Consider the following 13,055-nt stretch of genomic DNA (forward strand, 5'->3'; position numbering starts at 1 on the left):
ACCGCTTCTCGACACGAGCGGCGCACGAGGCACACGTCATCCCGCCGATCGCCAACTCGACCCGGTCCAGCGCGTTGCCGGAAGTCATCGCTCCTCCTTCTTTGGATGGTCGTGCGGGATGTCAGTTGTGCTCGTGGCCGCCATGCCCGTCCTCGGGCTTGGCAGGCGGGACGGGTGTCCCCTCGTCTCCGGTCGTGGCGGTGAACTCCGCGGTGCGGACCTTGCCCTTGTGCTGGAAGTCCAGGTAGAGCCGGTACGCCCCAGTGCTCGGCACCTCGGCGTAGAAGGTGACCGACGGACCCGGCCGCGTCTTGCCGTCACCCGGCTCACCGTCCGGGTGGACGTGCAGGTAGGCCATGTCGCGGTCGCGCAGCGCCACCAGGTGACCGTACGCCTCCAGGTACGGCTCCAGGTCGGTGACCGGCGCACCGTCCTTGCTCACGGTGAGGGTCAGCTTGCTGGACTGCCCCGGAACGAGCCGGCCGTCCAGCTTCACCTCGTAACCGTCGACCTTCGCGACCTGCTCGGCCTTCGGCAGCACCCGCGGACGGTAGTCGCCAGGAGCGGTGACGTCGGTGCCCAAGGTCAGCTGCTTCTCGGCCCCTTCCGGCTGGACGTCGGTGAAGAAGCGGTACGCGCCGGGATCGGGAAGCGTGAGCGGGATTGTCCACACACCGCCACCGGCCTCGGTCGGATGCAGATGCTGGAAACCCGAGAGGTCACGGCGGGCGACGATCAAGTGCAGCTTCTTGCCATGCAGCGGCTTGTACCGCGTCACCGGCTTGCCGTCGGGGCCGTCCACCCTGAAACGGAAGTCGGACCGCTTCCCGGGCTCGACCGTGGTCGCCTCCGGATTCAGCGTGTAACCCCCTTCGGACACCTGGAGCCCGCCCGGAACGCGGGTGGAGGTGCTGCCCCCGGCGGCGCTCGTGCCGCCGTGTCCACCCCCGGCCTTCTGACCGCCCGTCCCGTGCCCGCCGCCTTCGTGCTGCGCGGTCTCGGTGGTGGCGCCGACGGGCCCGGCGATGTCGCCGACCCCGAGTGCGCCTCCGAAGACGGCGGCCAGGCCCAGCGCGTACGCTCCCAATTTGGTCGCGGAGTTCATCTCACACCTTCAGTTCGTATCCGGCCTCCTCGACGGCGGCCCGAACCTGGGCCTCGTCGAGGGGCGTGTCACTGGTCACGGTCAGCCGGCCGGTCGCGAGGTCGACGGCCACATCGCTCACACCCGCGACCTGACCCACCTCCTCCTTGACCGAGTTCACACAGTGCCCGCAGGTCATCCCAGAGACGGTGTAGGTGGCGTTATTCATCTCGCTCTCCTTTCCAATACCCCCTAGGGGTACCTTCCATCGCCATGGTGCCACGCGGATCGATCGATTGCAACCCCTACCCCCTAGGGGTTAATCGAGTACGATCCTGAAGAAGATACCCCTCGGGGGTAAGCCATGGCATACCCGACCAAGCCAAGGAGGCAAACACGATGAGGACGTTCGACCGGCTCGTGGTCGTCGGCGCGTCACTGGCCGGCCTGCGCGCCGCGCAGGCACTGCGGGACGAGGGCCACACCGGAGGCCTCACCGTCATCGGCGCCGAACCGCACCTTCCTTACAACCGGCCGCCGCTGTCCAAGAGCGTCCTGACCGGCGACGACGACGTGGCGCTTCCAGGCGACGGCGAACTGGACGCAGAGTGGCTGCTGGGCCGGAGCGCGGTAGGGCTGGACACCGCACGCGGTTCCGTGACGCTCGACAACGGCACCAAGGTCGCCTACGACGGCCTGGTGATCGCCACTGGCGCACGGCCACGCCGCCTGGCCGAGGCGGACATGTCCCTCGCCGGGGTTCACCTGCTCCGCACCATCGACGACGCGGTGAGCCTGCGCAAGGCGCTGGCGGAGGGTCCTCGCCGCGTGGCGGTCATCGGCGGCGGCATCATCGGCGGCGAGGTCGGCTCCACCCTGCGCGCGATGGGAATCGAGGTCACCCTCATCGACGCCGCCCCCTTCCCCATGGCCGGACCGCTCGGCGACACCGTCGGCGCATGGCTGGCCGACCGCCACTCGCACCACGGCGTCGATCTCATCTCCGGCGCGCGTGCGGCCGCCCTCGAAGGCGACGGCAGGGTGCGGGCCGTACGGCTGAGCGACGGGCGTTCCGTTCCCGCGGACCTCGTCGTCGCCGGGCTGGGCGTGCTTCCCAACACCGAATGGCTGGACGGCAGCGGGCTGCGCGTAGACGGCGGGGTCCTCACCGACGCCGCGCTCTTCGTCCAAGGCGGCACGGACGACGGGGCGGCGAACGTCGTCGCGGCCGGAGACGTCGCCCGCTGGCCGCACGCGGTCTTCGACGACGAGTACGTCCGCGTCGAGCACTGGGCCAATGCCAACGAGCAGGGGGCCGCCGCCGCGCGCAACCTGCTCCGCGGCCCGCGGGAGGCCGTCCCGTTCGCCGAGGTGCACTCGCTCGGCACCCGGGTGCACGGTGCCCGCGTCCAGTGGGCCGGCCTTCCCCGGCTCGCCGACGACGCCGTGGTCGTCGCGGGCTCGCCGGAGGAGGAGAAGTTCGCCATCGGCTTCGGCCGGGGCGGCACGCTGGTCGGCGCCGTCGCCGTCAACTGGCCCAAAGAGCTCATCCGGATGCGGCGCGCCATCGCCGCACGGCAACCCTTGTCAGCCGCCGCGGCTTGACGACCTCCCAGGACGAGCGCCGGAAGGCAGGCCGGCGCTCGTCCTGGCGCAGGGGCTTATCTACCGGAGGCCTTCTCGCAGGTGAGCTTCGGTTCGGGCTGGTAGACGGTGCGGAACTTCTGCTTCCGCACGACCTGGCCGTCCTTCTTGAAGATCCGCCACACGTCGATGGAGAAGCCTTCGGCGCCGGGCATCGGAATGCATTTGGGGCCGGAGTCCTTGGCCGTCTCGTAGCCGCGCACGGCGTACCGGCCCGAGGACTGGGACTCGATGTCGAACCGCTTGGTGCTCCAGAACGAGACGGTGATCGAGGTGCCGGTGTACGCGGTCTTGATCAGGACGCCGTGCGGGGAGTCGTTGCGCCACCGGAAGTCGGGCTCGGGAAAGGACACCGTCGACTCCCGTCCCGGCGGGTACCGGGGGATGAAGAACATGTGGGGGGTGTGCTGCACGTCCTGCAGCCCGCCGAAGAACACCGCGTTGAACATGGTGGTGGCGAACTGGGAGATGCCGCCGCCCACGTCGTCGACGTACCGCCCGTTGAGGATCATGGGCGCGGGCACGAAGCCCCGTGCCCGGTCGCGCTTGCCGACGAGCTTGTTGAGGGAGAACGTCTCGCCGGGCTTGACGATGTGGCCGTCGACGATCCCGGCGATGGTGTGGATGTTGGTCACGCGCGGCGCGCAGCAGGGGTGCTGGGTGGTGAACGTGCTGATCTTCTCCTTGATCCCCATCGCCCGGATCTGCTCGTCGGTGACCCGCGGAGGTGTGGTGACCACCTGGACCGGGACGCTGCGGGCTCCGCCGGAGGCGAGCACGCCGGTGATCGCCTGGCCCAGCTTGGCGGCGTTCACGCCCATGCCGGTGCGCGCCGGGACGAGCTGCAGCTTGCCCTTCTTCACCTCGTAGGTCGCGTCGCGCGGTGCCTGGGCGGCCGGAACGAACCGCTTGTCGGCGAGCTTGGCCACCGCGGTCGCGTCGAACTCGGGGCGCAGCGAACCCCGGCCGTCGGCGACGAACCGGAGGCCGCGCGCGATCTCCGATGGCGGCACCGGCACCGTTCGGCCCTGGCCGGTCAGCTGCAGCGGCTTGCTGACCGCCGCGAGCGCCGTGGTCTGCGCGAACCGCTGCGCCTGGGCCGCCGACACGGTCGGGGTGGTGGGCCGGGGCGCCACCGTGACCTGCGGGCGCGAGTCGAGGAACGCCTCCTTGATCGCTCGCTGGGCCGCGGCGCGGTCGATCTCGTTCCCCGGCTTGGGCGCGACCGGCACCGGCCGCGTGCCCACAAAGCGGACGCCGCCTTCGCGGAGGGGCCGGTCCACCTCTTTGGCGATGCCGTCGACCGCGGCCGTCAGCCTGCCCGTGTCGACCTTGACGTGCGGCTCGACGGTACGTGCGCCGAGCCACGGCCGCAGGAGGTCGGCCGGGGAGGGGGCGCCGCCGCCGGCGGCGGCGACCGTGGCCCGCACGTCCAGGGACAGGCCCGCCTCGGTCGGCGAGATCGTGAAGCGATGGCCCGCGGCGGTCACCGCGATCGGCCGTTCCGCGTCGTCGGCCAGCTCCATGGCCAGCTTCGCCTCCGCCGCCCGCGGGGAGAGCCCGCCGATGTCGATCCCGGCGACCCTGGTGCCCCCCGGCACCTCGCCGGCGATCGCGACGACCCGGACGACGACCGTCACCAGCAGCACACCCAGCACCGCCGCCGCGACCAGCATGAGATGGCGGGGCAGCCGCGACCGGGTCACAGGTCCCTGGACACCACCGGGCACCGCCGGTACCTGGAAACCACCGGGCGCCGCAGGGCCGTGGTCGCCGCCGGGCACCGCCGGTACCTGGAAACCGCCGGGCGGCACCGGCCCCTGGTCGCCGCCCGGCGGCACCGATCCGTAGTCACCGCCGGGCACCACAGGTCCGTGGTCACCGCCGGGCACCGCCGGTTCCTGGTCACCCCAGGGCGCCGCCGGGACCTGGAAACCGCCGGGCACTTGCGGGTCCTGGGCGCTGCCAGGCGTCATCTGTCCGTGGCCACTGTCCGGCACCGTCTGTCCCTGGTCGCCGCCGGGTGCCGGCGGTTCGTGGGCGCCGCCGGGCGCCGGTGGTTCCTGGGCGTCGTCGGACGTCGGTCGTCCGTGGTCGCCGCCGGACGTTTCGGTCACCGTTCCCGTCTCCTCATCGCTCCCCCACTGGAAGATCCCCTAGCGGGGATGGTAGGTGGCGGTCCGTGATGCTCAGGACGCGCCCGCATGGTCTGTGCCGGCCGCGACGGGACGGGGCGGAACGCCGGCGGCGAAGCCGCCGGTCAGGACCGAGTTCCGGTGCCGGAGCGCGCCGTTCTGCCGGAGCAGCTCGCCGTTCTCGCGGCGTGCCCTGCGGAGGCGGCCGCTCAATCGCCGGTGGCCGAGAAAGCCCCCGAGAACCGCCCCGAGGACGAAGGTGGCCAGGGCCGGCTGCCAGCGCAGCGCCGCCGCCGCGATCACCAGTGCCGTCGTGAGCGCGAGCGCGCCCCCGTGCCGTTCCAAGGCGGTGTCGACGCGCCGGGGGATCCTCACCCAGACCTCACCTCCGGCATTCCGGACTACTACGGGAAATAGTAGGGCTTGCGGACGGGCGATTCGGGCGTTATCGGTGCATCGGCAGTCGTCAGGCGATGCGGACGCCGCCGGCGAAAGGCCGACCGGAGATCGGGCTGACCTTGATGACGTCGCCGGTCTGGGGCGCGTGGACCATCTTGCCGTTGCCGATGTACATGCCCATGTGGTGCAGGTCGCTGTGGAAGAACACCAGGTCGCCGGGCCTGAGCGCGCCGCGCGAGACCCGGGTGCCGGCGTTGAACTGGCTGCCGGTGTAGTGCGGCAGCTTGATGCCCACCTGGGCGTAGGCGTACATGGTGAGCCCGGAGCAGTCGAAGCCCTTGATGTTGGAGCCCTGGGCGATGCCGAAGCTGGGGCCGGACGGTGTGCCGCCGCCCCAGGAGTAGGGGAGACCGAGCTGGCCCAGGGCGGCCTTGACGGCGCCCATGGCCTTGGCCGAGGCGCCGTCCGGGTCGACGGCCGGGGCCGCCCCCTTCTTGGGGAGCGCGGCGCCGATGTTCAGCTTGCGCTCGACCTTGGCGAGCTTGCCCTCCAGCTCCTTCTTCTTGCGCTGCGAGTCGGCGGCCAGCTGCTCGACCTGCCGCGCACGGTCGGAGGCCGACTTCTGGGCGCGCTGGGACGCCTGGATGGTCCGCAGGAGAGCGGCGACCCGGGTGCCGTTCTGGCGCGCGAAGTAGTCCATCGTCGCGGAGCGGTCGAGCACCGCCTGCGGGTCCGAGGAGGAGACGAACGCGGCGGACGGATCGGCGCTGCCGTTCTTGTAGGTCTCCGCCGCCATGGTCGCGACCTCGCCGCGCAGTTCCTCCAGCGCCTGCTGCTGGCGCCGGGCGTTCTGCTCGGCGGCCTTCGCGGCCCGCTGGGACTGCTGGAGGCGGACCCGCAGCCCGTTGAACTGCTCGGTCAGCCGCTCGGCCTCGTCGGTGAGCTCGCGCTGCTGCGCGGTCAGCTCGCGGCGGGACGGCTCCGGCTCGGCCGACGCCGGAGGCGGTGCCAGGAGCGTTACCAGCGCGACGGCCGCGACCGACCCGGTCGCGGACAAGGCCAAGCGGGAGAGCCGGGCGTCGGCGCCTCGCAGCATGCACTGTCCTCTCATGTAGCGCGCGCCGTCCGGTCCGGCGCTTCGCATGAGGTCTCACACGAAAGAAGCCACCCCGTGGGACGGCCCCTACGGAGGGTAGGAGGTTCCAGACCAATTCGCCACCCAAGCGCTCAACTCACGCTATAAGTCACACCCGTATCAGCAGGGGCCGACCAGCTTCGCGACGGCCGCCACCGCCGCGGTGAACGGCAGTGCCACCGCGCAGAGCGACAGTGCCCAGGCGATCGGCCGAACGATCGGGCGCGGCCGTCCCGTCTCCTCTTCCAGGCGGGTCAGCCGCAGGGACAGCGCGCCGCGTCCCTGCCCTGAGGCCGCAAGCGCACCGGCGAACTCCGGCGTGGTGGCGATCTGCCGCAGGGCTTCGGCCAGGGGGCGGTTCCCGCTGGTGCGGGCCGCCGCGTCGTCCGCCGCCATCTCCAGCAGGACGGGGATCCTGGCCTTGGCCCGCCGCACGGTGGGCAGCCACGGCAGCAGCGCGTGGACGACGTCCAGCAGGAGGAGCAGGGCGTGGTGACGCTGGCGCAGATGTGCGCGCTCGTGTTCGAGAACGGCCTCCAGTTGCCGGGGGGACAGCCGCTCGCGGGCACCGGTGCTCACGACGATCGGCCGCCACCGCGAGGGCAGGCAGTAGGCGACCGGAACGGGATGGTCGAGCAGCAGGACGTCGGGATGGTCGCCGTCCTCATACGCGACCATGTGCAGGACCTCGCGATGGTCGCGCCGCTGCCGGATGGCGCGGCGGACGCGGGGGACCCCGCCGGCCAGCCGGGCGCAGCACATCCACACCACGGGCAGGCTCGCCAGCCCGCCCAGCGCGACGACCGCGAGCCGATGATGGGGCAGGCAGCCGCGCAGCCATTCGAAGAACCCGTGCCCCGGCGTCGGCGGCCACAGCAGCCCGATCGCGAGCACGCCGGCGACGGCCGCGACGGTCCCCGCCAAGGCCCCGAACCAGCAGGCGACGGCGGTTCCCGGGTGCGCCTTCGAGGGCCGCAGGCGATCCAGCGCGATCCCGGCCGCACAGCCGAGCAGGAGCACGGCCGCGACCAGGACGATCAGGAGGGCGAGCATCCGATCAGGGCCCCGGCTCACCGGCGGCCCGGCGGCGCAGCGCTTCGAGCAGCTGCCGGGCGTCCTCGGCGGCGACCCGCTCGGCGAACCGCGCCAGGACCGCGCCGTGGTCGGAGGTCCCGGTCAGGGCGTCCAGCATGAGCGCGGCCACATGGTCCTCCCGGGCACGCGTGGGGCGGTAGCGGAAGGCAGAGCCGTCGGGGATCTTCGTCAGCATGCCTTTGCGGGACAGCCGCTCCGCCACCGTCTGCACGGTGTTGTAGGCCAGCGGCTTCGCCGCCCCCTCGTTCAGTCGTCCCAGCAGTTCGCGGACGCGCAGCGGCCCGGGAGCCGCCCACAGCGCCTCCATGACGGCGCGCTCCAGCGACCCCGCCGGTCCGACCACGCGATCACCCCCGTCTCCCCCTTATTCTGCCCAACGGCGACCCCGCCGTGTGCCGCTCAGTGGTGGTACTGGTGCACGACCGCGTGCCCCTGGCCGCGGCCGATCATCCACCGGTTGACCGGCGTGGTGAGCAGGAACGCGACCAGGAAGGCGAACGCCAGCGACCCCCAGAACAGCGGGCTGGCCAGACCGGCGTGCATGGCCCCCGGGATGACCAGCATGACCCCGTTGTCCAGGATCTCCATGATCGCGATCGACAGCGTGTCGGCCGCCAGCGCCACCTTGAACGCCGCGCGCAGGGACAGGCCCGCGCGCAGCACGCCCCGCATGGTCAGCGCGTAGCCGAACACGAACGCCAGCGCCACGGCGAGCGCGATCGTCGGGAGGTTCGACCAGCCCAGCGCGGTGCCGATCACCATGCCCAGCACCTCGCCGATCGCACAGCCGGTCAGGCAGTGCAGCGTCGCCTGCGCGGCCATCCCCCAGCTGACCGCTCCCCCGTGACCGGCACCGTGATCCATGTGCTCGGATCCGCTTTCGGACGGGGAACCGTCCCGCTCATGCATACCCATCCGGACCACCCATCTTCGATATTTACTAAGAATGATAGTAAGTTTTGCGGCAACCCCGGACGGTCGTGCGACCAGCCACGTCGCGACGGCGGGCGCGCCGGGCATCCTGCCGTGATCGGCGACTTATCCGCAGCTCGTAGTAGGTGATCGTGCGATCACGACCCGACACGCGGCCGAGATCGGCCCGCCGGCCGCCTGCTCCGCTTCGCCGCGCTGCTACTATCAGTTGTAGTACTGGTTACTCCGGGGTGGAGCGATACCGAAGGGCGGTGGACGCGTGGCCGGGCAGCGTTTCGGTGAGCTCGAGGCCGCGGTGATGGACCGGATGTGGTCCTACGGCCGTCCCGCCAACGTCCGCCAGGTCCTCGAAGACCTCCAGCAGACCCGGACCATCGCCTACACCACGGTCATGACCGTGATGGACAACCTCCACAAGAAGGGCTGGCTGCGCCGCACCCGGCAGGGCCGCGCCTACATCTACGAGCCGGTCTCCTCGCGCGAAGGCTACACCGCCAAGCTCATGCGGGAAGCGCTCGCCACCAGCGACAACCAGGCCGCGGCGCTGGTGCACTTCCTCTCCGACCTCTCGCCCGAGGAGGCCGAGGCCCTCCGCACGGCGCTCAAGGTCGTCCCTCCCCGGAACAGCCGCTAGCCGCGTCGCATGAGACGTCCGACGGCGGCCATCATCTCGGCCTTGGCCTCGTCCTCCCTGCCCTCGACCCTTCCTTCGCTCATGCAGTGGTCGACGTGATCGTCCAGTAGTCCTAGCGCGACCTTGTCCAATGCGGCCTGGATCGCGGAGATCTGGGTGAGGACGTCGATGCAGTAACGGTCCTCCTCCACCATCGCCTGCACACCGCGGACCTGTCCTTCCACACGTCGCAGCCGGTTCTGCAGCTGACCCTTGGTGGCGCTGTAACCGCGCGTCGGCGGGGCGCTCTTCGTCGTCTCCATGCCTTCAGGGTACCTGAACCCCCTAAGGGTATACAGCCCTCGACGGCGCCCCGGCGACGGGCCGCCAGGACGCCGGAGGCCAGCCGGGTTCAGAGGAGGCGCGAGGCTCCGACGAACTGCCCCGCCCAGTACGCGGCGAGATCCACGACCTCGACGTCCTTGCCGGAGCGGGGCGCGTGGACCATCTTGCCGCCGCCGATGTACATGCCGTTGTGGCCCAGGTCCGGGTAGAAGAACATGATGTCGCCCGGCTGCAGCTGGCTTTGCGAGGAGATGCGCCTGCCCATGTTGTACTGCGCGCCGGTGTAGTGCGGGAGGTTCATGCCGATCTTGTTGTAGGCCCACAGCATCAGGCCGGAGCAGTCGAAGGAGCTCGGCCCCGCCGCCCCGTACACGTACGGGGTCCCCACGCGCGACAGCGCGGCGTTCACCACGACCCCGGCCTTGCCCTTGGCCGACGACGACTGCGCGGCCCCGCCACTCGACCCCCCGCGCGACTTGGGGATCTTGCTGATCAGCTTCTCGATCTTGGCCTTCTTGGCGGCCAGGTCCTTGGTGAGCTTCTGGATCTCGGCGGTGCGGGTGCGGGCGGCTCCCGCGCTGCGCTCGTAGCGCATCCTGGTCAGCGCGAGCTCGCGGAGCTGCTGGACCTGCTGCGCGGCCAGGTAGCGGGACGCCGCCGACTGGTCCAGCGCCACCTGGGGCTCGTCCCCGATGAAGAGGGAGACCTCCGACTCCGCGCCCGGGGTCATGTACTGCGAGGCGGCCAGCACCCCGGCCTTGCGGCGCACGTTCTCGTAGTCGGCGCCCGCCTGCCGCGCCTGCCGTTCCGCGGCCTTCTGGGCCAGGCGCGCCTTCTTCAGCGCGAGGCGCTTGCCGTTGTACTCCTCGGTGAGGATCTCGGCCTGACGTCCCAGCTTGTCCGGGTCCGGCGCGGGGGCCGCCTGGACGGGACCGGTGGTCGTCAGAAGACCGGAGACGACGATGGCCGCCACCGTCGCGGCACGTACCGGCATCCGATGCACAGAGTCCTCCTTGGGCTTCCCGGGCCCTCCTTGGGCGTCCCGGGCCTTGACCGAGGACAAGCTACTACATGACCTAGTACTAGATGTGCCGACCCGGGAAGATCGCCTATCTCCGCCCGGGGCGCCACGTCAGGCGGGCATACGTCACCAAATGGCCACCGTTCCGCCACCTGGCAGTACCGTTCGAATTCCTACTAAGCTAGCTAGTAGCAGACCAGAGGGGCGGGGATGAAGAGGCAGTCGACGAGGGAACGCGGCCGGCCGGCCGCGGCCCGCCACCATCACCATGACACCGACTCCGCCGCCCTGGCCGCGGTCCGCGAGGAGATCCTGCGCAGGGCCCGCCCCGAACCGGGAGAGATCGGACTGAATCTGGGCGCCGGGCACGGACTGGTGATCCCCCTCGCCCAGACGCTCGAACGGATCGTGGCGGTCGATCCCGCGGCGCAGGTGCTGGCGGAACTCGGCCGTGAAGCCGGTGCGGCGCAGCTGGACAATCTCGTCCCGATCGCGGCCGACCTGACGGAGTTCGCGGTCCCGCGGGGAAGCGTCGACCTGGTCGTGTCCAACTACGTGCTCCACCATCTGTACAACGCCGACAAGCGGGAGATGGTGGTGCGCGCACGGCGCTGGCTACGCCCCGGCGGGCGGCTCGTGATCGGGGACATGATGTTCGGCCGCGGCTTCTCCCCCGGCGACCAGCGGATCCTGCGCAAGAAGGTCCGCACCCTGGCCGCGAAGGGGCCCGGCGGTGTCTGGCGCATCGCCAAGAACCTCGTGAAGTTCGGCTTCCACTTCGGCGGCTCCTACCCCGCTCCGCCCGGCTTCTGGATGACCGCCCTGCGCGACGCCGGTTTCGAGGATGTCGGCCATGTCCAGGTCGTGCAGGAGGCGGGGGTCGTCTGGGGCCGGGTCTGATCAGCCCGGCACGCAGCGGATCGGGCCCGGCACCGCGCGGGCGGACGGGATCCGGATCACGAAGGCCGAGGCCGCGTTCCGGCCGGAGGCCAGCGCCTCGCGCATCAGCCGGTCGGCGTACTCCCTCCGGGTGGCGGTCGGCTCGTAGAGGTAGGTTCCGTCGACCAGTTCGCGGCGCAGCCAGCCGCTCCGGCGCAGCCTGTTCACGAGCTTGGCGACGAGGGCCGGTGCCACCGCGCGGTTGCGCCGCAGGTCGTCCGCAAGCTCGCGGACGCCGACCGCGTGGTCGTACGACCACATCAGCTCCATGACGGCGGCTTCCAGATCGTGCACCTTGGGCAGGGTACCCACCTCCCCACAGCTACTATCTTTAATAGTAGCCCTGTGCGGGCCATCACAGCGGTAGGTGGCAGTGCCGTTCGAGGATCGCGAGGACGGCCGGGTTCGCCGCCAGGACGACCGGCACCGCGATCAGCAGCCCGGCGCCCAGCGCCCCGGCCGCGCGGGCGGGGCGCGACAGTCTCCGGTGCGGGCCCAGGAGTCGCCGGACCCGCACGATCGCCGCGGGTCCGCCCGCAGCGAGGGCCGTGGCGGGTATCCGTCCGGCGCCGACGGTGACCAGGGCGGCGGCGATGGTCGCGCGGTCGTGCCGTTGCGCCGCGACGTCGTCGGCCCGCAGCTCCACCAGATGGGCGATCTCGTGCCGCGCCGCCCGGAACAGCGGGACCCCGGGGAAGGCCCAGGCGATGGCGCCGGCGATGTTCACGGCGATGTCGTGGCGCGCTCCCAGGTGCGCGCGTTCGTGTGCGAGCACCGCGGCGAGCTGCGCCTCGGTCAGGCGTTCCAGCGCCCCGGTCGACAGCACCACGCATCGGCGCCGGCCCGGCATGCAGTACACGACGGGCTGGTCGTGCTCCAGCACCAGCGCGTCCAGGTCGGGCCGGCGCCGCGCCACGACGGCCAGCACCCGCACGTGCTCGCTCCGCCGCCGCGCGGTGACGGCGAAGGTGACGATGACGCAGGCCGCCGTCCAGGCGCTCACTCCGGCCGCGATCAGCAGCCCGGCGTAGGCGCCCACCGGCTGTTTCACCCCGCCGTAGTGCGACTGGAGCAGCGTCTGGCAGGCGTTCAGGATGTCGGCGAGGCCGTGCGACGGGCGTCCCGCGGGCACGACGAGGGTCAGCCCGGCCAGCACCACCGCGCCCAGCACCGACACCGTCGCCGCCTGCCACAGGACGAGCCCCAGGCGCGGCGCCCGCTCCAGCCGGCCGACCCGTCGCAGGAGCCGCCCGCCGAGCACGGCGAGGACGGCGGCGTACGCCAGCAGGGCGACCGTGCTGATCACGCGTGGCCTTCCTGCGGGACGACCTTCAGCGCCGCGCGCAGCGCCTCCGCCTCCGCCGGGGAGAGGTCGGAGAGGAAATGGACGAGGGCCGCGGCCTGGTTGTCGCTGGTCGCGAGCGCGTCCCGCATGAGCTTGGCGGTGTAGCCGGCCTTGGTGGCGACGGGCTCGTACACGTGGGCCCGGCCCACCTTGGTGCGCCGCAGCCAGCCCTTCCGGTGGAGGTTCTCCATCACCGTCTGGACGGTGGTGTAGGCGATCGTCCGGTCCCGCTTCAGGTCTTCGAGGACCTCGCGCACGTTCGCCGCGCGCCCGTACGACCACAACCGCTCCATGACGACGGCTTCCAGGTCACCGAACCGCGACAGAGCAGCCATCCCCACTACCCTTCCCAGCACCGCCATCGAGC

At 71.4% G+C, this 13,055-nt stretch carries 16 protein-coding genes; 3 read left to right on the forward strand and 13 right to left on the reverse strand.

Annotated elements, in window-relative coordinates:
- Positions 1-121 precede the first annotated feature (121 nt).
- Together ABD340_RS36345 and ABD340_RS36350 are read right to left on the reverse strand one after the other, a co-directional pair.
- Positions 122-1,105: a hypothetical protein gene (locus ABD340_RS36345; protein ID WP_344595305.1), complete on the reverse strand. Its 984-nt coding sequence runs from the start codon at positions 1,103-1,105 to the stop codon at positions 122-124.
- A gap of 1 nt (position 1,106) precedes the next feature.
- The gene (locus ABD340_RS36350) at positions 1,107-1,313 is read right to left on the reverse strand and encodes a heavy-metal-associated domain-containing protein (RefSeq protein ID WP_344595307.1); all 207 of its coding nucleotides are present in this window, start codon (positions 1,311-1,313) and stop codon (positions 1,107-1,109) included.
- Positions 1,314-1,483: 170 nt separating this feature from the next.
- On the opposite strand from ABD340_RS36350, the gene ABD340_RS36355 reads away from it, so the two are divergent.
- Complete coding sequence (locus ABD340_RS36355; protein ID WP_344595308.1) at positions 1,484-2,689, forward strand: NAD(P)/FAD-dependent oxidoreductase; 1,206 nt, start codon at positions 1,484-1,486, stop codon at positions 2,687-2,689.
- 56 nt (positions 2,690-2,745) lie between these two features.
- Here the strand turns inward: ABD340_RS36355 and ABD340_RS36360 are convergent, their stop codons facing one another.
- From ABD340_RS36360 to ABD340_RS36385, 6 genes are all read right to left on the reverse strand, one after another.
- A complete protein-coding gene (locus tag ABD340_RS36360) occupies positions 2,746-4,845 on the reverse strand; it encodes a VanW family protein (protein WP_344595309.1) in 2,100 nt (699 codons plus the stop codon).
- A 72-nt stretch (positions 4,846-4,917) separates the two neighbouring features.
- Positions 4,918-5,238, reverse strand: coding sequence for a hypothetical protein (locus ABD340_RS36365; RefSeq protein WP_344595311.1), 321 nt, complete (start codon positions 5,236-5,238; stop codon positions 4,918-4,920).
- Between the two features lie 91 nt (positions 5,239-5,329).
- Entirely contained in the window at positions 5,330-6,358 is a 1,029-nt protein-coding gene (locus ABD340_RS36370) for a C40 family peptidase (RefSeq protein ID WP_344595312.1), read from the reverse strand.
- Between the two features lie 159 nt (positions 6,359-6,517).
- Positions 6,518-7,450 carry a M56 family metallopeptidase gene (locus tag ABD340_RS36375; protein WP_344595314.1) on the reverse strand — a complete coding sequence of 311 codons (933 nt, stop codon included), beginning with the start codon at positions 7,448-7,450 and terminating at the stop codon, positions 6,518-6,520.
- A 4-nt stretch (positions 7,451-7,454) separates the two neighbouring features.
- Complete coding sequence (locus ABD340_RS36380; RefSeq protein ID WP_344595315.1) at positions 7,455-7,835, reverse strand: BlaI/MecI/CopY family transcriptional regulator; 381 nt, start codon at positions 7,833-7,835, stop codon at positions 7,455-7,457.
- A gap of 56 nt (positions 7,836-7,891) precedes the next feature.
- Entirely contained in the window at positions 7,892-8,356 is a 465-nt protein-coding gene (locus ABD340_RS36385) for a DUF4396 domain-containing protein (protein ID WP_344595317.1), read from the reverse strand.
- Positions 8,357-8,684: 328 nt separating this feature from the next.
- On the opposite strand from ABD340_RS36385, the gene ABD340_RS36390 reads away from it, so the two are divergent.
- Positions 8,685-9,059, forward strand: a complete 375-nt coding sequence (locus ABD340_RS36390) for a BlaI/MecI/CopY family transcriptional regulator (RefSeq protein WP_344595318.1) — start codon at positions 8,685-8,687, stop codon at positions 9,057-9,059.
- Here ABD340_RS36390 and ABD340_RS36395 read toward each other — a convergent pair.
- Both ABD340_RS36395 and ABD340_RS36400 read right to left on the reverse strand, forming a co-directional pair.
- A complete protein-coding gene (locus tag ABD340_RS36395) occupies positions 9,056-9,361 on the reverse strand; it encodes a metal-sensitive transcriptional regulator (RefSeq protein ID WP_344595320.1) in 306 nt (101 codons plus the stop codon). The genes ABD340_RS36390 and ABD340_RS36395 overlap by 4 nt on opposite strands.
- A gap of 89 nt (positions 9,362-9,450) precedes the next feature.
- A complete protein-coding gene (locus ABD340_RS36400; RefSeq protein ID WP_344595570.1) occupies positions 9,451-10,377 on the reverse strand; it encodes a C40 family peptidase in 927 nt (308 codons plus the stop codon).
- Positions 10,378-10,614: 237 nt separating this feature from the next.
- Here ABD340_RS36400 and ABD340_RS36405 point away from each other — a divergent pair, with 237 nt between their 5' ends.
- Entirely contained in the window at positions 10,615-11,304 is a 690-nt protein-coding gene (locus ABD340_RS36405; protein WP_344595321.1) for a class I SAM-dependent methyltransferase, read from the forward strand.
- On the opposite strand, the gene ABD340_RS36410 is transcribed toward ABD340_RS36405, so the two are convergent.
- From ABD340_RS36410 to ABD340_RS36420, 3 genes are all read right to left on the reverse strand, one after another.
- Positions 11,305-11,637 (reverse strand): BlaI/MecI/CopY family transcriptional regulator, encoded by a 333-nt coding sequence (locus tag ABD340_RS36410; protein ID WP_344595322.1) that lies wholly within the window; start codon positions 11,635-11,637, stop codon positions 11,305-11,307. It abuts the gene before it with no gap.
- A gap of 61 nt (positions 11,638-11,698) precedes the next feature.
- Positions 11,699-12,649, reverse strand: coding sequence for a M56 family metallopeptidase (locus ABD340_RS36415; RefSeq protein WP_344595323.1), 951 nt, complete (start codon positions 12,647-12,649; stop codon positions 11,699-11,701).
- Positions 12,646-13,023, reverse strand: coding sequence for a BlaI/MecI/CopY family transcriptional regulator (locus ABD340_RS36420; protein ID WP_344595324.1), 378 nt, complete (start codon positions 13,021-13,023; stop codon positions 12,646-12,648). The genes ABD340_RS36415 and ABD340_RS36420 overlap by 4 nt, the downstream gene beginning before the upstream one ends.
- Positions 13,024-13,055 lie beyond the last annotated feature (32 nt).

The organism is Actinomadura vinacea, assembly GCF_039532545.1.
GTDB classification, from domain to species: domain Bacteria; phylum Actinomycetota; class Actinomycetes; order Streptosporangiales; family Streptosporangiaceae; genus Spirillospora; species Spirillospora vinacea.